Genomic DNA, 19,478 nt, shown 5'->3' with positions numbered 1-19,478 from the left:
AAGGGCTCCGGCGGCCTGTTTCGTTTTCGGGCATCAATTCCACAGAGCGCCACACTGTTGGCTGCAGTGACTGGGGCAGCGGCTTTTCTCGGAGGCTGGCAGTTACTGGTGTCGCTGCATGTGGTGGCGCCCGTCTTCCTGCCTACGCCGCTCAAGGTCGCGCAGACTTTCATCCGGATGTGCACGGATGGCTCGATGCTGCCCAATACGGTGGTGTCCGTCAGACGTGTGTGGCTGGCCTTTCTTCTTTCGGCTTTGCTGGCCGTGCCGCTGGGTATCCTGATGAGCGGATATCGCATCATCGGCGCGACATTGGAGCCAATGATCGACTTTATCCGTTATCTTCCGGTGCCGGCGCTTGTGCCGCTCGCGATCATCTGGTTCGGGGTAGGGGAGTCAACCAAGATCTTTTTGCTGTGGCTTGGCACATTCTTCCAGCTCGTTCTCATGATCGCTGCTGACATGAAGCGTATTCCCAACGAATATTTCGAAACGGCTTACACACTGGGCGCCCGGCCAAGGGAGACGCTTCTACCTGTGGCGCTTCCGGCCATGCTGCCCCAGCTCATGGACAGCATGCGTATAAGTCTTGGCTGGTGCTGGACCTATGTCATCATCGCGGAAATCGTTGCTTCCGATAGTGGTCTTGGCTTCGTCATCTGGACGGCGCGACGCTTCATGAAGACCGATCAGGTCATGGCTGGTGTCATCATGATCGGCCTGATCGGTCTTGTGACCGACCAATGTCTGCGCCTGCTGCACCGCAAGCTCTTCAGGTATCAGTGAACATGGAACAGATTTCTCCCTATCTCCAGTTCCGAAATGTCACGAAATTCTTCGGAGACGTTCCGGTTGTGCAGGAACCATTCAATCTTTCCATTCCTGCAGGTCAGTTCACGGTCTTTCTCGGTCCCTCCGGATGCGGAAAGACCACGCTCATGCGGATGATCGGTGGTCTTGATACGCCGACTTCCGGGGAGATTCTGCTTCAGGGAAGGCCTGTAGGTGAGCCGGATATCCGGCGTGGCATGGTGTTTCAGTCCTATTCTTCTTTTCCATGGCTGACTGTCCGCAAGAATATTGAATTCGGCATGCGTTTCCGCAAAGACCTTTCATTCGGCCAGAAAAAGGACCGTGCGGAACATTTCCTGAAACTGGTCGGGCTTGGCGACTTCGCCACAAGTTATCCTTCGCGCATTTCTGGCGGGATGCGTCAACGTGTCGCCATCGCCCGAACCCTTGCCGCCGATCCGGATGTGCTGCTGATGGATGAACCTTTCGGTGCACTGGACGCCAATCTGCGCGAGGATCTTCAGTTCGAACTCCGGAAAATTCAGAAAAATTCTGGAAAGACCACGATCTTCGTTACGCATGATGTTGAGGAAGCCGTTTTCCTTGCTGATCGGATCATCGTATTCGGATCTCGTCCGGCTCATGTTATCGCGGATATCGATGTGACTTCCCTGATAGGTGCGGAGAGAAACGAAACCGTGCGAGACAGTGAGCGGTTTTTCCACCTGCGTACGGAGATCCTGCATCGTCTGCGAGGACGCCAGGTGAAGGCGGTTGCTGCATGATGATGGATTTTTCGAAAAAGTCCGTTTTCATCACGGGAGCAAGCCGGGGGATCGGCCTCGGCGTGGCGCAGGCTTTCGCGCGCGCAGGGGCATCCCTGACACTTCTCGCTAACGACGATGCGATTTTCGATGTGGCCGCCTCTCTCAGTGGGAAGGCTGTAAAAGCAGATATCGGAAACGCGTCTGCCATAGCTGAAGGGTTGCGCGATCACGGACCGATCGACGTGCTGATCAATAATGCCGGGCTTGAACGGCTGACCCCGCTGGAGAGTCAGGACGCCGAAACCGTCGCGATGTTTGAGCGGGTCATCCACACCAATGTCGTCGGCACCTATCATGTCACGCGTCTGGTGCGTCCTCTCATGCGGGCTGGGGGGGCTGTCATCAACACGGCGTCGATCTGGGGCCGTGTAGCGGAGCCGCTTTTTGGCGCCTATGTCGCTTCCAAACACGCCATCATCGGTCTGACAAAAACCTGGGCGCTTGAGCTTGGGGCGCAGGGTATTCGCGTCAATGCCGTAGCGCCGGGCTGGGTGCGCACGGAGGCCGCCATGCGCTCTCTGGCGACGATGTCGGAACGGAGCGGGAAAAGCGAAGATGGCTGTCTGAACGACATTATCGCAGCTCAGGCTCTTCCGGGCCTCATGACGGCGTCGGATGTGGCGGATACCTATCTGTTTCTTGCGTCTCCCCTCGCAGCAAGCATCACCGGCCAGACGATCCAGATCGATCGCGGCGAATATCCCCTGTAGGTTCCAATGAAAATACAGTCCTCACATCAGCATGTTCTTGTGACAGGAGCTTCGTCAGGGATCGGGCTTGCCATTGCGCAGGCGTGGTCAGTGGCTGGGGCCAATGTGATCGGCCTGGATCGTAAAGCACCTGTTGAGGGGCTTGATGGTCTGGAAGTCGATCTGACAGATGTCGCAGCTCTGCAAAAAGGCGTCAGGAACGCCGCGGCGCATCTGGAAAACCGGATCGACGTTCTGGTCAACTGCGCTGGTATCATGATCGAAGAAACGCTTCAGGATTTAACCAGTGAAGCACTCGATCTTACGCTGGCAGTCAATCTGCGCGCGCCCTTTCTGGTCACACAGTGCGCTCTGCCGTTCATGGGTGAAGGTAGCTGTATTCTCAATATCGCGTCCGAATTGGCCTATCTCGGACGTGCCGGGGCTTCGGCGTACTGCGCAACCAAGGGAGCGACCCTGTCGATGACGCGTTCATGGGCGCGTGAACTTGCGCCCCGCATCCGGGTGAACGCCATCGCGCCCGGACCAGTCGATACACCACTGCTGAATTTCGCCCAGCAGGATGCCGCCACACAGGCTCAGGATCTTTCCAATCCGCTGGGGCGCATCGGACGACCTGAGGAAATTGCCCGGGTTGCTCTCTTTCTCGCGTCTGAGGACGCATCCTTCATCACCGGCCAGTGCCTTAACGTGGATGGCGGCGCCGCCATGCACTGACCTGCTTTCCGTTAGGAGGCTTCAGTCCATCATGTCCAGAACTGTCAAACTTGCTGAACTCACATGGCCAGATTTCGCTGCCCGTGTGGCGGAGAATCCCGTGGTGTTCCTGCCGATCGGCGCCACGGAACAGCACGGCCCGCATCTGCCGCTGAATGTTGATCAGGTCCTTCCCACGGCCGTCGCCGAACGTGTGGCGGAAAAGGTGGGCGGGCTGGTCGCCCCGACGCTGCCTTACGGCTACAAATCGCAGCCCCGTTCAGGCGGTGGCGAGCATTTTCCCGGCACAATCGGGCTGGATGCCAATACGCTCACCCTCGTCATCCGCGATATCGTGTGTCGGCTGGCGCATCATGGTGTCAAACGGATCGTTCTCGTGAACGGTCATTTCGAAAATGCATGGCCTGCCGTGGAAGGTCTCGATCTCGCCATGCGTGATGTCCGACGCGACGGGATCGAAGGTCTCACCGCCATGCGTCTGGAATACTGGGATTTCGTCGAACGCGCGACGCTTGATCGTCTGTTTCCGGAAGGATTTCCCGGCACGGAACTTGAGCATGCAAGCCTGCTCGAAACTTCGCTGATGCTGCTCGTGCGCGACGATCTGGTTGATATGAACAAGGTCCCCAATGACGGACCCGCTACATTCCCACCCTATGACCGCTGGCCGCTGCGAGCGGATTTTGTTCCTCCCTCCGGCGTGCTGGCCAGAGCGCAGGGTTCCACGGCCGAAAAAGGGCAGTGGCTGATGGATGATCACACACGTCTGTTGGCGGAAGCCATCAGCAAGGAGTTCGGACTATGACGCATCACGGTGAAACCCATGTGATCGACGCCAGTCAGGTGCCCCGTTTTGCAGGGGTGCCGACCTTCATGCGTCTCCCGCTGGCCAGCAGCGCTGATGGGTATGACGTCGTTTTTACTGGTATTCCCTATGACGGCGGCACAACCAACCGTTCCGGTGCGCGCCATGGTCCGCGTGAAATGCGGAACGCCTCGTCCATGATGCGGCAGGTCAATGCCAACGGGATCGCTCCATATCAGTCGCTTAATGTGGCTGATATCGGAGATTGCCCGGTCAATCCGTTCAATGTGACGGAGTGTCTGGACATGATCACCGCGCATTACGCTGCCATTGCGGCCGCAGGTGCGGTGCCCATCACGGCGGGTGGCGACCATCTTGTCAGTTTGCCTATCCTGCGTGGCCTTGCGGCTGAGCGTCCTGTCGGGCTGATCCACTTCGACAGTCATACCGACACCGGTGACGCCTATTTCGGGAAAAACCGTTATACTCACGGCACTCCTTTCCGGCGTGCGGTGGAGGAGGGGCTGATCGACAGCAGCCGGACGCTTCAGATCGGTCTGCGCGGCTCGCTGTATTCTCCAACGGATTACGATTTCGCTCGTGAAGCCGGGTTCCGCCTGATCCTCATGGATGAGGCGGTGGACCTTGGGCCGGACGGCATCATCCGCGCCATTCGTGAGCGCGTAGGTGACGGCCCCGTTTATGTGTCGTTCGATATTGACTGTCTTGATCCTTCGGTTGCTCCAGGCACAGGCACGCCGGAAGCTGGAGGTTTTCTGATGCGTGAAGCACAGAAGATGGTCCGCGGTCTCAATGGTCTCGATATCATTGGCGCCGATGTCGTGGAGGTGTCTCCCCCATTCGATGTAGGAGGCATTACATCTCTTGCCGGTGCGACCATGATGTTTGAGCTGCTTTGTGCTGTCGCGGCAGGAGAGAAGGCATGAAAAACGGCTACGACAGCGGCCGCCTTGATCTGCCTTTTGTCGGCATATGCAGCTTCGGAAAATATCCGATACAGACGGACTGGTCCGCCATCGATGCGGACGTCGCCATCATGGGCGCGCCTTTCGACTGCGGCACCCAGTGGCGCAGTGGAACCCGCTTTGGTCCCCGCAGCATTCGGGAGGCTTCGACCCTCTTCGCCTTCGGCCATGCCGGTGCCTACGATCATGAAGATGACCGGGTTTATCTTGATGGAACCGGAGGGCGCATTGTCGATATAGGCGATGCCGATATCGTGCATACGGATACGGAGCGGAGCCACGCGAACATTGAAGCAGGTGTTCGCGCCATCCTGGCCGCGGGGGCGCTACCGATCGTGCTGGGTGGCGATCATTCCATCAACATCCCCTGCATCCGGGCGTTCGATGATCAACCCCCGATGCATCTTATCCAGATCGATGCACATCTCGACTTCGTGGATGAGCGGCAGGGGGTTCGTCATGGTCACGGTAATCCGATGCGTCGTGCCGCAGAACAGTCTTACATCACCGGCATGACGCAGATCGGTATCCGTAACGTGTCTTCCACAGCGCGCGAAGGATATGAAGATGCGCGGGAGTTCGGCTCGGATATTCTCAGCGTGCGACAGGTGCGCAAGATGGGGCTGGAAGCCCTGCTTGAACGTATTCCTGCTGGTGTGAACTATTATCTTTCCATCGACATTGATGCTTTCGACCCATCCATTGCTCCCGGAACAGGCACGCCAAGTCATGGTGGCTTCCTGTATTATGAAATACTGGAACTGCTTGCGGCTCTGGCGGAAAGAGGCCATGTCGCCGGGATTGATCTGGTGGAGGTCGCGCCCGATTACGATCCTGCCAAAATAACGCCCATACTGGCGGCGCAATTGCTGCTTAATTTTATCGGACGCATCCTGTATTTCAGGAAGCATGAGTCCTAAACGCCCTCCATCGGCGCATTCCCTCCCGCCTGCCCCAAAAAAGCAGGCTGCTCCTGGCGCTACGAGGATGCGGCGGTTCGACAATATTGATCTGCGCCTCTTGCGGGTTTTTGCGACACTCGCAGAAACGGGCAGCTTTTCGGCTGCCCAGATAACCCTCAATCTCAGCCAGTCCACATTGAGCACCCATCTGGCCGCGCTGGAGCAGCGACTGGGCGGCGCGCTGTGTCTTCGGGGGCGCAAGGGCTTTCGACTGACGCCTCTGGGGGAGGAGACAGTCGAGGCAATTCAGGATCTTTTTGAAAGTATCGACACTTTCCAATCCCGGATCAGTCAGGCTCCAACTGAATTGGGGGGGAGACTGCGGATTGGCACAATCGGAGGAATCATAAATAGTCCTGAGATGGCGCTTCAGCATGTATTGGCGCGCGTGGTGGCTCAAATCCCCAATATCCATATTGATCTGCGATTGGGGGTGCCGCAGGATCTTGAGCTTCAGGTGGCGGACGGAACGCGCGATGTCGTGGTGGGGCCTTTCGCCCGTCACGCTCCCGGCGTGCAGTATGTGGAGCTTTGTGAGGAGCCGCACGCTTTATATTGCGGCAACCAGCATCCGTTCTTTGGCACAAAAGATGCTGATATTTCGAAAGACATGATTGATCAGGCCCGGTTTTCCGTAAGGGCCTATCGCAAGCTTGAGGATCTTCAGCGTATCCGGCATCCACGCGCCAGTGGCAGCATTGTGCATATGGAGGCGCAACTGATGATGATTCTGTCAGGAAGTTTCATCGGATTTCTGCCTGAGCAGGCAGCGCTTCCTTATGTCAGAAGTAAGCAGATGCGGGCCATCAAGCGTGATATATATAAATTTTCATCAAAGCATTATGTGGCGTTTAGAACGATAGATGAGAAAAACAGAATAATAAATATGTTCGTCGACGAGATCATAAAAGGAAGCCGTATTGGTAAGTGAATATCTGAATTTGTAATTGGTTAAATGATCTGTTTTTGTAAATTTATCCTTCTATAGCCTGATAATTTGGGTGCTATTCAAATCCCTGTTTCAGATGCGCTTGCTGTCAGGTGAGTGTGAGGCATAGGCCTCTACCTTGGAAAGCGCGTCCGGAAGGCAGGCTGCCTTGAACCAGTTTGGCTTGACCAGCCTGCGAATAAGGGAGACACCCCCTGCATCTGATCCACTCTATTGGAGGCTCGTGCCATGACCGATATCCGTGCCCGCATCGCTGACGAAACGAAGACTGCCATGAAGGCCGGTCAGAAAGAGCGCGTCACCACGCTCCGCATGATTGGCGCGAAAATCAAGGATGCCGACATCGCTGCGCGCGGGCAGGGCAAGGAGGCGCTCTCGGATGACGACATCACCTCTACGCTCCGCAGCATGGTCAAGTCGCGGCAGGAATCAGTGAAAATGTACCTTGAAGGTGGTCGGGAAGACCTTGCCGAAAAGGAACAGCACGAAATCGAAGTCATTCGCGAATTCCTGCCGCCGGAAATGGACGAAGCCGCGCTGAAGGCCGCTGTCGAAGCCGCCATCGCTGAGGCTGGCGCAACAACCATGAAGGACATGGGCAAGGTCATGGGCGCCCTGAAATCCAAATTCGGCGCATCCCTCGACCTCGGCCGTGCAAATGGTCTCGTCAAGGCCGCTCTCTCCGCCTAAATCATGGTCGCATGAGCCTTGACGCCGCCTTCCTCGACGAACTCCGCGCGAGAACCCCACTTGCGCCCCTGATCGCTCGTCGCGTCAAGCTCACGCGCTCTGGCCGAAACTGGAAGGGGTGCTGCCCCTTCCACGGCGAGAAAACCCCGTCCTTCTACGTCTACGACGACCATTTCCACTGCTTCGGATGCGGCGCGCACGGTGACGCCATCTCCTTCGTCATGCAGATTGAAGGGAAGGGCTTTCCTGAAGCTGTGGAAACCCTCGCCGGGGAGGCGGGACTCAGCGTTCCCAAACCCAGCCCTCAGGCCCGCGAGGAAGCCGCCCGCCAGAAAACCCTTGGCGACGTGCTCGAAGCCGCGCAGCGCATCTACGCCCACGACCTGCACCAGCCCGCCGGACGCCCCGGCCTAGACTACCTCCGCCGACGCGGCCTCACCGACGAGACCATCGCCGCCTTTGGTCTCGGTTGGGCCAGCGACCGCCGCAACGCCCTCGTGGATGCCCTCAAGCCGCAGGGCATCACTCCGGAAGCCATGGCCGAAGCTGGCCTCATGCGCCTTGATGAGCAGGGACGCCCCAAAGGCGAGTTGTTCTGGAACCGCGTGACCTTCCCCATCCGCGACCGCCGCGGCGACCTCGTCTCCTTCGGCGGCCGCATCCTCGGCGACGGCCAGCCCAAATACCTCAACGGTCCCGAAACCGCGCTCTACTCCAAGCGCCGCCTCCTGTTCGGCTTCGACCGCGCCCGTGCAGCCCTCCGCGCCGCCCGCCCCAGAGGCGCGCCACCGGTCGAGGCGCTCGTCGTTGAAGGTTATATGGACGTTATCGCGCTCCATCAGGCAGGCTTCCACGGCGCCGTCGCCCCGCTCGGCACCGCCATGACGCCCGAGCAGCTCGAAATTCTCTGGCAGGCTACTCCGTCGCCCATCCTCTGCTTTGACGGTGATCCCGCAGGTCGTCGCGCCGCCGTTCGTGCAGCCGAGACCGCGCTTCCTCTCATCTCCGCCGATCGAGGCCTGCGTATCTGCCTGCTTCCCGAAGGCGAGGATCCCGACAGTCTCCTTCAGCGACGAGGACTGGACGCTGTCGCTGGACTGTTCGCGCAGGCCCGTCCTCTGGCCGACATGCTTTTCGATCTTCTTTCCGAAGGCACGCCCGCGCAACCGACACCGGAGCAGCGCGCTGCTCTCCGTAGTCGCCTTACGCAGGCCGCCGCGAAGATCGAGGACAAGACGCTCGGTGGTGAATATCGCTCTACACTCCTCGACAGATTTTTTCAGACCTATCGACAGAAGCGCCCTGCATATGGTGGAGGTCGATCAGGGAAGGGCGGTCCTGCTCTCCCCGACATCAGTCTGGGGGCGCGGGCGGAGACACCCTTTAGCGGTGATCGGGGTAGTCTGGAGAAGCTTACGGATCTGGTGCTGCGCTATCCGTGGCTGGCTGATCGCGTCGGGGATGCGTGGTGTCGTCTGACGTTACCGAAGGACCTGACCGATCTGCGCTCCGCGATCATGATGTTTGTGGAAGACGATCTGGATGCCGAAGGACAGTTTCATCCGGAAGATATACATGCAAGACTGATGCAGGTTTTGGCGGTTCAGGGGTTGAGTGAGAAGGCTGAGACTGTAATCAGGGCTTCCTGTAGCCCGACAGCAGACCGCGACCCCGATCCGGCGACCGCTGACGAGACGCCGGAAATGCAATGGTGGCATTTTTATGCTAACGTCAATCGCTCGGAGTTTGAGGCCGATGTGGTGCGGGATACCGAGGCCTGGACGAGGAATGGGATGGACCCCGAAGAGTGGGACAGGCTGAAATCCCGAATCGACGCGCTGGCGGCGTTGCGGCGGATGGAGGACGGGTTCAGTTGAGAAATCGTGTGTTGCAGATGCAACGCACAGATAACTTGCCTGTTTGTTGATGAAGCGGCCTTGACTTCCGGAGTTGGATCGACCACCTCCACGCTGCCTAATTCTTTATGTATGCATTGAGCTGTCTTGTCTTCCTTCTGCAGGAAGCGAGCAGAGGGAGACTATCCAGGGATGGCGACTAAGACTGCAGCCGGGACGAGCACCACGTCTGGTGAACAGGACGGAGATAACGCACTCCTCGACACCCGCTCCGGCGCCGTTAAACGTCTGATAGCCAAGGGCCGCGAGCGTGGTTACATCACGTTTGATGAGCTGAATGCGGTTCTGCCTCAGGATCAGATGTCTTCCGAGCAGATCGAGGACGTCATGGCCATTCTCTCCGAGATGGGCATTCAGGTCGTAGAAAACGAAGATAACGACGAGACCGAGACTCCGGCTGAAAAGACCGCCGAGGGTGAGGAAGAGGAAGCCGAGGAAGAAGAGGCTGAAGCCGAGGCCGGCACGGAAAGTGCTACCGGCAATGTCAGCGAAAACCTTGGTCGCACCGATGATCCGGTCCGGATGTACCTGCGTGAGATGGGGTCGGTCGAACTCCTCTCGCGTGAGGGCGAAATCGCCATCGCCAAGCGCATCGAGGCTGGCCGGAACGAGATGATCGGTGGGCTCTGCGAGAGTCCGCTTACTTTCCGCGCCATCATCTCGTGGCATGAGCGCCTCAAGGTCGGCGACATGCTGCTGCGTGATATTGTCGATCTTGAAGCCATGCAGGCTGACCAGAACGGCCCGGAAGGCGTTCCAGCCGAGGGTGAAGACGGCGAAGAGAACAGCGAAGACGAGACGGATGATGCTGAGGAAGCAGAGGAAGTCGACGGTGCTGAAGGGGAAGGCAGTGGTCTTTCCCTGTCTGCTCTCGAAGAAAAGCTGAAGCCCGACATTCTTGTGCAGTTCGATGAGATCGAGCCGCTTTATGAGAAGCTGCAGAAAATGCAGGACAAGCGTCTTGAAGCGCTTGTGGCGGGTGAAGAAACCACCGACAAGATCGAAGCTGACTATCAGAAGCTTCGACTGGAGCTGGTGGCGAAAGTTGAGCAGGTCCATCTGCACAACAACCGGATCGAAGAACTGGTCATGCAGCTCAAGGAGCTGTTCCAGAGCCTGAACGCCTTTGAAGGCAGGATGCTCCGGCTGGCGGAAAGCTGCAAAGTCTCCCGTGACGACTTCCTGCTGAAATATCGTGGCCACGAGCTTGAGCCGGGCTGGATGGACATGATCACGACGCTTCCGGGTAAGGGGTGGAAAAACCTTGTTACGAAGCACACGGACACGATGAATAACCTGCGGACGCAGGTTGCCGAACTGGCGCAGGACACTGGTCTGTCCGTTGGTGAATTCCGTCGCGTCTATGCCACTGTCGCCCGTGGCGAGCGTGATTCAGCCCGCGCCAAGAAGGAGATGATCGAGGCCAATCTGCGTCTCGTGATCTCCATCGCCAAGAAATATACCAACCGTGGTCTTCAGTTCCTCGATCTGATTCAGGAAGGCAACATCGGCCTGATGAAGGCGGTGGACAAGTTCGAGTATCGTCGCGGCTACAAGTTCTCCACTTACGCCACATGGTGGATCCGTCAGGCCATCACGCGCTCCATTGCGGATCAGGCCCGTACGATCCGTATCCCGGTCCACATGATCGAGACGATCAACAAGCTGGTCCGCACCTCGCGGCAGATGCTGCATGAGATCGGTCGTGAGCCCGCGCCGGAAGAACTGGCCGAAAAGCTCGGTATGCCGCTGGAGAAGGTGCGCAAGGTTCTCAAGATCGCCAAGGAGCCGATCTCACTCGAAACACCGATTGGTGACGAGGAAGACAGCCATCTCGGTGATTTCATCGAGGACAAGACGGCCATCATTCCGCTGGACGCCGCCATCCAGACCAATCTGCGTGAAGCGACAACCCGTGTGCTCGCCTCTCTTACGCCGCGTGAAGAGCGTGTCCTGCGTATGCGCTTCGGCATCGGCATGAACACCGATCACACGCTGGAAGAAGTCGGGCAGCAGTTCAACGTGACCCGCGAACGTATCCGTCAGATCGAAGCCAAGGCGCTCCGCAAGCTCAAGCATCCGAGCCGCAGCCGCAAACTCCGGTCGTTCCTCGACGACAACTGAGACTATGGAGCCTGTTGATCGGGTTCTGGTGGACGTCACCTTTCTGGAGATGATCCACCCCCCGAGATTTCCGGCAATGGCTCTGCCGTCGGGTTTCCGGATCGAGCAGGAACATGCGCCGACTGTCACGCTGTATCGTCAGTTGCACAGGGAAGTAGGCGGAAAGCATTGCTGGTGGATGCGTCGGGTTAAATCCGATGGAGAACTGGCGGCCATTCTTGCCGAGCCACGGCGGTCATTCTTTCTGTTGAAAGAGCACGGCGTCGTCCGTGGTTTTTTCGAGTTTGAGTTACAGCCGCACAGGACGGTCAATCTCGCCTACTTTGGCCTTGTGCCGGATATGATTGGCCGAGGAATAGGACGCGCCTTTCTGTCGCAGGCCGTGGACATGGCGTGGTCCGCCAGTCCGTTCCGTGTGACGGTCAATACCTGCACGGCGGATCACCGGCGCGCCCTGCCGTCCTATCTGGCAATCGGTTTTCGGGTTCTGGGTGTTGTCAGGGAGGAGTGGGATATTCCCCTCCGTCTGGATTTGCCTGTCCCGGAGCATCTGACCAGGCTCTGACTGTTCGTTCGTCGGTGGAAAAAGCTGATGAAAGTGCGAAAAAACTTGCTTTTCAGACCCAGTCGTGTTTGATCGCCCCTCTTCCCTGCCGGGCGCGTGGCATCGTGTCCGGCTATACCCGTGCGTTCAAGGCTTTCCCGCCACGCAGCATTGCCGGAACGGTCCGCAGTGTTTGGGTTGAAGCAATCCGGAGGGACTGCATGCCATTGTACGAAACCGTGCTTATCGCACGTAATGACATCAACCAGCAGCAGGTTGAAGCAATTGCCGAAATGATCAAGGGTCTCCTTGAGGCAGACGGCGGCTCCATCAAGAAGCAGGAATACTGGGGTCTGCGTTCACTCGCTTACCGCATCAAGAAGAACCGCAAGGGCCATTACATGCTCCTCGGTCTTGAGGCGAAGCCTGAGACGCTGCGTGAAGTTGAGCGTCAGCTCAGCCTCAACGAAGACATCCTGCGCGTTCTGACGCTGCGTGTTGAGGAAATCGACGAGAACCCGTCTCCGGTTCTGTCCCGCAAGGGTGACGACCGTGGCGAGCGTGGCTTCCGTGGTCCGAAGCCGTCCGGTCGCTTTGAAAGCGGTCGTTCCTCACGTCGTTCTTATGACGATCGCGAAGAATATCGCGCTCGTGAAGAGAACGCCGAAGCCGCAGCGGAGTAAGGTCGAATGTCCGAAAGCAACGAAATCAATCCGGGTGCCCGTCGCGTTGCCGTTGGTGCGCGCCGCCCGTTCTACCGTCGTCGCAAGGCTTGCCCGTTCTCCGGGCCGAACGCGCCGAAGATCGACTACAAGGACGTCCGTCTGCTGAGCCGCTTCCTCTCGGAGCGTGGCAAGATCGTCCCTAGCCGTATCACGGCCGTGTCCGCGAAGAAGCAGCGTGAACTGGCTCAGGCCATCAAGCGCGCCCGCTTCCTTGCCCTGCTGCCCTATGTTGTGGGCTGAGGGAGAAGATCATGGCTGCAACTGAAGTTATCCTGCTCCAGCGCGTCGAGCATCTCGGCCAGATGGGCGACCTTGTGAAGGTGAAGCCGGGTTATGCCCGTAACTTCCTCCTGCCACAGGGCAAGGCGATTCGCGCCAATGCTGCGAACCGTGAGCGCTTCGAGCGCGAGCGCATCCAGCTTGAGGCTCAGAACGTCAAGCGTCGTGAAGAGGCCGAGCGCCTTTCCGAGCGTATGGAAGGTCTGTCGGTCGTTCTGATCCGTCAGGCTGGTGACGGCGGCAACCTGTATGGTTCCGTCTCCACCCGTGACATCGCTCAGGCGACAACCGAGGCTGGTCTGACGATCACCCGTAATCAGGTGTTCCTCCCGCACCCGATCAAGTCTCTGGGTCTGTATGACGTCCGCGTCGCACTGCACCCGGAAGTCTCCATCTCCGTTCGCGTCAACGTGGCCCGTACGGTTGAAGAGGCCGAGCGTCAGGCACGCGGTGAAGTGATCGGCGCCGAGGAAGAAGAGGAAGAGACACCCGTTCTCGAACTCGTCGAGGAAGAGACTGTTTCTGAGGCTCCGGCTGAAGAAGAAGCCTCTGCATAAGACTTTCTGTCTTATTCGGAATCCTGAAAAGGGCCGGGATGGTTTGACCATCCCGGCCCTTTTTTTGACGTTTATATGGTTTGTAAAAGCTCTTTCAGGGCTCTGCGCGAACCCCATAACTGGCGCGTATCGTCATTTTGAAAGACAAATTTGAGATTATATTTTGTTGGCAAGCCTCTGGTTTGAAAAGTCTTGAGAGACGCCATGAAGGGCTGCGAGACGGGGCGCGGAATATCTCATCCCTCAAAGCCTGCGTCTTCCTTTCTGAGACAATATCTTTTCTGTCGTGATAGAAAAACAGATCGGATGCATGTGTCAGATCGAGATAAGATATAAGAAAACCAACCTGTTCGGGATATGAGCGTGGTAGTTACAACCGGACATTTTGTTTTGGGAGAGACGACGCATGAAGAGCCTACTTAATATTCTCCTTCGACGCTTTATTTCGGTTGGTTCTCTGGGCGTTGTCTTTGCCGATGGATCTTCGGCTCTCTTCAGGGGCGCTCAGGCAGGTCCGCACGCAGCGCTTCGTTTCACAAGTGTGGAAGCTGAGAAACGTCTTCTGCTCAATCCGGGTCTGGGGTTTGGCGAAGCCTATATGGATGGTGGCCTGCAACCCGATGACTGCACGCTCTACGATCTGCTGAATGTCATGATGATCAACGCCATGAAGCCGGGCGGTCATATTGGCGAAGCGATTTCCGCGACGACACGTTATGCAAGGCGTAGCTGGATTCAGTTCAATCCGGAGAGTCGGTCACGCAAGAACGTCGCGCATCATTATGACCTCGATACGCGCCTGTATGATCTGTTTCTGGACAAGGATCGTCAGTATTCCTGTGCTTATTTCCGGACAGGAAAGGAAACGCTGGACGAAGCACAGGAGGCTAAAAAACGTCATATAGCCTCAAAGCTTCTGCTCGACCGGCCGGGACTGGAAGTGCTCGATATAGGGTGTGGCTGGGGCGGTATGGCGCTGACGCTGGCCCGGGATTACGGGGCGACGGTGACCGGCGTCACGCTCTCGGTCGAACAACTGAAAATAGCTCGTGAAAGGGCGCAGGAAGCGGGTCTTTCAAATCGGGTCAGATTTGAACTGCTTGATTACAGGCATGTTCAGACACGGTATGACCGGATCGTGTCTGTCGGCATGTTCGAGCATGTCGGAATTGGACATTATCAGGCATTTTTCAGGAAAGTTCGGGAATGCCTGAAAGACGATGGTGTGGCGCTCCTGCATTCCATCGGCCGCAGTGATGAGCCGGGGACGACCAATCCCTGGATTGATAAATATATCTTCCCTGGTGGTTATTCACCCAGTCTGAGCGAAACATTCTCTGCGATTGAAAAGACAGGACTGTGGGTAACGGATTGTGAAATCCTAAGATTACACTACGCAAAAACGATATCCATCTGGAGGAAGCGTTTTGCGGAGCAGCGTGAAAACGCCAAGGCTCTGTATGATGAGCGCTTCTGCCGCATGTTCGAATTCTACCTTGCGGGAGCAGAGCTTTCCTTTGAGGTGCAGGGTCACATGAATTTTCAGATCCAGCTGACCCGCGACATCCGTGCGGTCCCATTAACGCGCGATTACATGTTTGAAGCTGAAAGATCAGTGAAATAGAGAGAGCGAGCTTTATGCTCGCTTTTGATGTAGTATTTACAATAATACTGAAAATTATGAATAGAACGAAAAAGATTGGAATTTCTTTTTCCTCTTTATGAGATGATCGCTGCTATACAGCGATAAAGATTTCGTGATTGTGGTATTTTCCGTACCTGTTTGATTTTTATAATCCCTTTTTATGATCAGCGAAAAATCCATTTCTGTAAATCATTTGTGCCAATTGTTGGCTGATTGGACGGGAAACTTCTGAACGGCCGGAATGTTTCAAACTTTGATCGCTCACATTGCCCGAGCATTACCGTGTGTAAATTTTCAGGGAAATCGACCGAAAGATCGATGCTTGCCATATGAGAGAGCGAAGCGAAGCAGATAGGCTGATTACAAAAATTGTTGTTGTCGCAACGATGGGTGCGCTGGCGTTCGGCTATGATACTGGTGTCATAGCGGGCGCTTTGCCGTTCATGCAGCATCCTGTTTCAGAGGGCGGTCTCGGACTGACACCGCTGACAGAGGGGCTGGTGACATCTTCTCTGGTTGTAGGCGCTGCCTTCGGTTCTCTGCTTTGTGGCAATCTGGCCGACCGCTTTGGGCGGCGTGACAGTCTTATGGGGCTTTCCGTTGTTTTCATGATGGGAGCGATCGGAACTGCGCTGGCTCCATCAATTGCTTTCATGACCCTGATGCGTTTTGTTCTCGGTTTCGCAGTGGGCGGTGCGTCGGCTCTCGTGCCGATGTTCATCTCGGAAATGGCGCCTCCAGGCAGACGCGGCCGGCTGGTCAGTCAGAATGAAATGATGATCGTGACCGGGCAGCTTGTTGCCTACGTTCTCAGCGCATTGCTAGCCAGATTTTCTGGGTCTCCGGAAATCTGGCGCACAATGCTGATGATTGCAGCCGTGCCTGCTGTTCTGCTGGGGGTGGGGCTGATCTTTGTTCCCCGTTCGCCTCGCTGGCTGGCCAGTCATGGTCGGATTGAAGAAGCTGAAGAAGTTCTGACGCTCATCCGGTCGTCAGACAAACAGGTCCGTAAGGAACTGACCGCCATCGGCATGCAGGTCGATCAGGAAACCGAGCAGGTGGGTTGGCGGCAGGCGCTGAGTGAAGTCTGGATGCGGCGGCTGCTGATGCTTGGAATCAGTCTCGGTTTTGTCGCGCAGTTCACGGGTGTGAACGCCTTCATGTATTTCACGCCGATCATTCTCAGGGAAACTGGTCTGGGTGTGCAGGCCACCCTGATTGCGACAATCGGCAATGGTCTTGTTGCGGTCGGAGCGACATTCGCCGCATTGTGGATGATCGGACGTTTTCCGCGCCGTCTTACATTGATGTGCGGGTTGGCTGGTGTCGTGCTTGCGCATGTGGGTCTGGGTGCAACGCTTCTGTTCCTGCATGGATCGCCAATTGAGAGCTTTGTCGCGCTGGGCTTCATTCTTTTTGCTCTGCTGTTTATCCAGATGATGGTGTCGCCACTTTACTGGCTGCTGATGTCAGAGCTGTTTCCAATGCGTGTGCGTGGCGCTCTCACGGGATTGTCCGTGTCAGCACAGTGGCTTTTCAATGCGACGGTTGCTTTTCTGTTTCCCGTTCTTCTTCATGCAATCGGTCCGGGAACATTTTTTGCCTTTGCCGTCATTAATGCCATCTCGCTGGCAGTTGTGGCACGCTTTCTGCCGGAAACCAAAGGTCGCACACTTGAGCAACTGGAGACCTATCTGAAAAACCATTTCTCGGACGAGGAGGGGGTGTCAGGCAGGAAAGAGTCCTTGCTGAATATCGCAGCCGATAAGAATGCGATGCTGGAGCATAAAGTCGTCTGAGGTTTCTTCTGGTCGCGTTAATGGACTGTCGCTTTTTCGGTCTGAAAGTGACAGTCCATTGAAAAGCTCAATTGCTGATAACTCTTGAAGGAAGTCCCGACGGGATGCTTCTGCGAGCCAGTCAGCCCCGCGTAAACGCCGCGATATAATTCACGCCCAGATCACGGCTTTCCCGCCAGCTGTCGCCCAGCAGGGAAGGGGTCATGCCGGCAATATCCTCCAGCCTGAGGCCTGCCTGACGCCCGTAATGTCCCAGTTCGGACGGCATCACGAATTTGCGCCAGTCATGCGTGCCGACAGGAAGAAGCCGCATGATGTATTCCGCCCCGACTTTTGCGAAGGCAAAGGCGCGAGCGGTGCGGTTCATCGTGGAGACAAACACCCAGCCGCCCGGTTTCACCAGACTGGCGAGCATCGACATGAAAGCAGTCGGGTCCGTGACGTGCTCGATGATTTCAAGAGCCACAACGGCGTCAAACGTCACGCCTTCAGCCACAAGCGCTTCAGCGCTGCCGACGCGGTAGGCGAGGGAGCCGGACCCGGCAGGGAGCGGATTGTCTTCAAGATGTCTGCGGGCAGCAGCAATGCCTTCGGCCGACGCGTCCATGCCCAGCACGTCATGACCTGTCTTGGCCAGAGCCTCGCTGGCCAGGCCTGCGCCGCATCCGAGGTCGAGCACGGTCAACGGCGACTGTTTTCTGCTTCTCAGGGGCAGGTGGCGGTCAATCCAGCCGATGCGGAGGGGGTTCATGGCATGCAATGGACGCATTGGTCCGGTCGGGTCCCACCATTCCCGGGCGATCGCGCTGAAACGGGCGATTTCTTCAGGAGAAACAGAGGCAGCCGAAGCATTGGCCTGTCCGGTTGCTGTTTCCGGCTCTGTTGTCTGCCAGTCACTGTCATGAGCAGAATGCATGAAACGACACCTTTCAACTGCGTTCCCGGCTGGACGTAAGCCAAGGGCGAGGTTATGTGACGCGGCTTGCACGCGTTGGCAATGGCTGGTCATGCAGGGGAATGGTTGCTGATACGTATCGGCAACTCCCGGTGTACACAGACAGTCCATTCGTCGAACGTAAGAGATAACACAAGACACGCAGGGTTCAGGTGGCGTTTCTGGCATCTGGACGCCTGCGTGAAAAGAGCAGGCCTCCGCACGGACGGGGGATGGAGACAGGTCAGATCATGGAGCGCACTCCACCACGGATCGTCATGAAGTTCGGCGGCACGTCAGTCGGCGACCTCGATCGGATCCGTGCGGTCGCCAAGCGGGTTCAGGCGCAGGTCAACGCCGGTTGCGAAGTGGCGGTGGTCGTCTCCGCCATGTCCGGAGAAACGAACAAGCTGGTCGGTTTCTGTGAAAGCCTGTCACCGCTTTACGATCCGCGTGAATATGATGCGGTAGTCGCAACGGGTGAGGAAGTCACCAGCGGTCTGCTCGCGATCGCCTTGCAGGCGCTCGGCGTGAACGCGCGGTCCTGGCAGGGGTGGCAGGTTCCCATCCGGACCGATAGCGCACACGGCAAAGCCCGTATCGACTCCATCGATGGCGAAGGGCTTTCTTCCTGCATGAAGGCAGGGCAGGTGCCTGTTATCGCCGGGTTCCAGGGCGTGTCCCCGGAAGGACGCGTGACAACGCTCGGACGTGGCGGGTCGGATACGTCCGCCGTGGCCATTGCGGCAGCCGTCAAGGCGGACCGCTGCGACATCTATACGGACGTGGACGGTGTCTACACGACCGATCCGCGGATCGTGCCGAAGGCCCGCAAACTCGCCAAGATCACTTATGAAGAGATGCTGGAACTGGCATCCGTCGGCGCGAAGGTGCTGCAGACCCGCAGTGTCGAACTCGCCATGAAAGAGCGCGTGCGTGTGCAGGTGCTTTCCAGCTTCGCTGAAGAAGCTCCCGCAGAAAATGGCCACCTGCCCGGGTCGCTTGTGGTTGATGAGGACGAAATCGTGGAACAGGAACTCGTTACAGGCATCGCTTATTCCCGCGACGAAGCCAGGATCTCGATGCGCCGCATTCCGGATCGTCCCGGTATCGCCGCCGCCATCTTCGGTCCTCTGTCCGAGAACAGCATCAATGTCGACATGATCGTCCAGAGCACGGGCGAGGACGGCATGACCAACATGACATTCACGACCAGTAAGACGGACCTCGCCCGCGCCATGGCGGTGATCGAGGCGGCAAGTCCGGACATCCAGTATGGTGAAGTCGTCACGGACGACGCCGTGGTCAAAATCAGCGTGGTGGGTGTGGGTATGCGTTCGCACGCGGGTGTCGCCAGCACGATGTTCCGCACGCTGTCGGAGCGCGGGATCAACATTCAGGTTATTTCCACCAGTGAGATCAAGGTGTCCGTGCTGATCCCGGCAGACTACGCGGAGCTGGCCATCCGGGCGCTTCACACCGCCTATGGGCTCGACGCAGCGTAAGCTGTCGATTTT

General features: G+C 57.3%; 19 protein-coding genes. 18 read left to right on the top strand and 1 reads right to left on the bottom strand.

What is annotated here, in order from left to right; all coding sequences use genetic code 11:
• The first annotated feature begins 66 nt into the window (after positions 1-66).
• The 17 genes from GVI59_RS05820 to GVI59_RS05740 all read left to right on the top strand — a co-directional run bounded on the left by GVI59_RS05820 (position 67) and on the right by GVI59_RS05740 (position 17,027).
• A complete protein-coding gene (locus GVI59_RS05820) occupies positions 67-786 on the top strand; it encodes an ABC transporter permease (RefSeq protein WP_232878715.1) in 720 nt (239 codons plus the stop codon).
• 2 nt (positions 787-788) lie between these two features.
• Complete coding sequence (locus GVI59_RS05815; RefSeq protein WP_173573366.1) at positions 789-1,577, top strand: ABC transporter ATP-binding protein; 789 nt, start codon at positions 789-791, stop codon at positions 1,575-1,577.
• Positions 1,574-2,329 carry an SDR family NAD(P)-dependent oxidoreductase gene (locus tag GVI59_RS05810; protein WP_173573365.1) on the top strand — a complete coding sequence of 252 codons (756 nt, stop codon included), beginning with the start codon at positions 1,574-1,576 and terminating at the stop codon, positions 2,327-2,329. Before GVI59_RS05815 ends, GVI59_RS05810 begins: the two co-directional genes overlap by 4 nt.
• A gap of 39 nt (positions 2,330-2,368) precedes the next feature.
• Positions 2,369-3,046, top strand: coding sequence for an SDR family NAD(P)-dependent oxidoreductase (locus GVI59_RS05805; protein ID WP_338422072.1), 678 nt, complete (start codon positions 2,369-2,371; stop codon positions 3,044-3,046).
• Positions 3,047-3,077: 31 nt separating this feature from the next.
• Positions 3,078-3,851, top strand: coding sequence for a creatininase (locus GVI59_RS05800; protein WP_173573363.1), 774 nt, complete (start codon positions 3,078-3,080; stop codon positions 3,849-3,851).
• Positions 3,848-4,798: an agmatinase gene (speB, locus tag GVI59_RS05795; protein ID WP_173573362.1), complete on the top strand. Its 951-nt coding sequence runs from the start codon at positions 3,848-3,850 to the stop codon at positions 4,796-4,798. Before GVI59_RS05800 ends, speB (GVI59_RS05795) begins: the two co-directional genes overlap by 4 nt.
• Positions 4,795-5,757, top strand: a complete 963-nt coding sequence (speB, locus tag GVI59_RS05790) for an agmatinase (protein ID WP_173573361.1) — start codon at positions 4,795-4,797, stop codon at positions 5,755-5,757. Before speB (GVI59_RS05795) ends, speB (GVI59_RS05790) begins: the two co-directional genes overlap by 4 nt.
• The gene (locus GVI59_RS05785) at positions 5,747-6,730 is read left to right on the top strand and encodes a LysR family transcriptional regulator (RefSeq protein WP_242012968.1); all 984 of its coding nucleotides are present in this window, start codon (positions 5,747-5,749) and stop codon (positions 6,728-6,730) included. The genes speB (GVI59_RS05790) and GVI59_RS05785 overlap by 11 nt, the downstream gene beginning before the upstream one ends.
• Positions 6,731-6,976: 246 nt before the next feature.
• Complete coding sequence (locus GVI59_RS05780; protein WP_173573360.1) at positions 6,977-7,438, top strand: GatB/YqeY domain-containing protein; 462 nt, start codon at positions 6,977-6,979, stop codon at positions 7,436-7,438.
• A gap of 11 nt (positions 7,439-7,449) precedes the next feature.
• Positions 7,450-9,315 (top strand): DNA primase, encoded by a 1,866-nt coding sequence (gene dnaG / locus GVI59_RS05775; RefSeq protein WP_173573359.1) that lies wholly within the window; start codon positions 7,450-7,452, stop codon positions 9,313-9,315.
• Between the two features lie 171 nt (positions 9,316-9,486).
• Positions 9,487-11,478, top strand: a complete 1,992-nt coding sequence (gene rpoD / locus GVI59_RS05770) for an RNA polymerase sigma factor RpoD (protein WP_173573358.1) — start codon at positions 9,487-9,489, stop codon at positions 11,476-11,478.
• Positions 11,479-11,482: 4 nt separating this feature from the next.
• Complete coding sequence (locus tag GVI59_RS05765) at positions 11,483-12,043, top strand: GNAT family N-acetyltransferase (protein ID WP_173573357.1); 561 nt, start codon at positions 11,483-11,485, stop codon at positions 12,041-12,043.
• Between the two features lie 200 nt (positions 12,044-12,243).
• The gene (gene rpsF, locus GVI59_RS05760; RefSeq protein WP_173573356.1) at positions 12,244-12,705 is read left to right on the top strand and encodes a 30S ribosomal protein S6; all 462 of its coding nucleotides are present in this window, start codon (positions 12,244-12,246) and stop codon (positions 12,703-12,705) included.
• Between the two features lie 6 nt (positions 12,706-12,711).
• Positions 12,712-12,987, top strand: a complete 276-nt coding sequence (gene rpsR / locus GVI59_RS05755) for a 30S ribosomal protein S18 (protein WP_010668229.1) — start codon at positions 12,712-12,714, stop codon at positions 12,985-12,987.
• 11 nt (positions 12,988-12,998) lie between these two features.
• Positions 12,999-13,583 (top strand): 50S ribosomal protein L9, encoded by a 585-nt coding sequence (gene rplI / locus GVI59_RS05750; protein ID WP_173573355.1) that lies wholly within the window; start codon positions 12,999-13,001, stop codon positions 13,581-13,583.
• Positions 13,584-13,989: 406 nt separating this feature from the next.
• Positions 13,990-15,207: an SAM-dependent methyltransferase gene (locus GVI59_RS05745; protein WP_173573354.1), complete on the top strand. Its 1,218-nt coding sequence runs from the start codon at positions 13,990-13,992 to the stop codon at positions 15,205-15,207.
• A 350-nt stretch (positions 15,208-15,557) separates the two neighbouring features.
• Positions 15,558-17,027, top strand: a complete 1,470-nt coding sequence (locus tag GVI59_RS05740; protein ID WP_173573353.1) for a sugar porter family MFS transporter — start codon at positions 15,558-15,560, stop codon at positions 17,025-17,027.
• Between the two features lie 121 nt (positions 17,028-17,148).
• Here the strand turns inward: GVI59_RS05740 and ubiG are convergent, their stop codons facing one another.
• A complete protein-coding gene (gene ubiG, locus GVI59_RS05735) occupies positions 17,149-17,943 on the bottom strand; it encodes a bifunctional 2-polyprenyl-6-hydroxyphenol methylase/3-demethylubiquinol 3-O-methyltransferase UbiG (RefSeq protein ID WP_173573352.1) in 795 nt (264 codons plus the stop codon).
• 269 nt (positions 17,944-18,212) lie between these two features.
• Between ubiG and GVI59_RS05730 the strand changes: the two genes are divergently transcribed.
• Entirely contained in the window at positions 18,213-19,466 is a 1,254-nt protein-coding gene (locus GVI59_RS05730; protein WP_173573551.1) for an aspartate kinase, read from the top strand.
• Positions 19,467-19,478 lie beyond the last annotated feature (12 nt).

This window comes from Acetobacter sicerae (assembly GCF_011516765.1).
GTDB classification, from domain to species: Bacteria; Pseudomonadota; Alphaproteobacteria; order Acetobacterales; family Acetobacteraceae; genus Acetobacter; species Acetobacter sicerae.
This window is presented reverse-complemented; position numbering and strand designations above follow the sequence as displayed.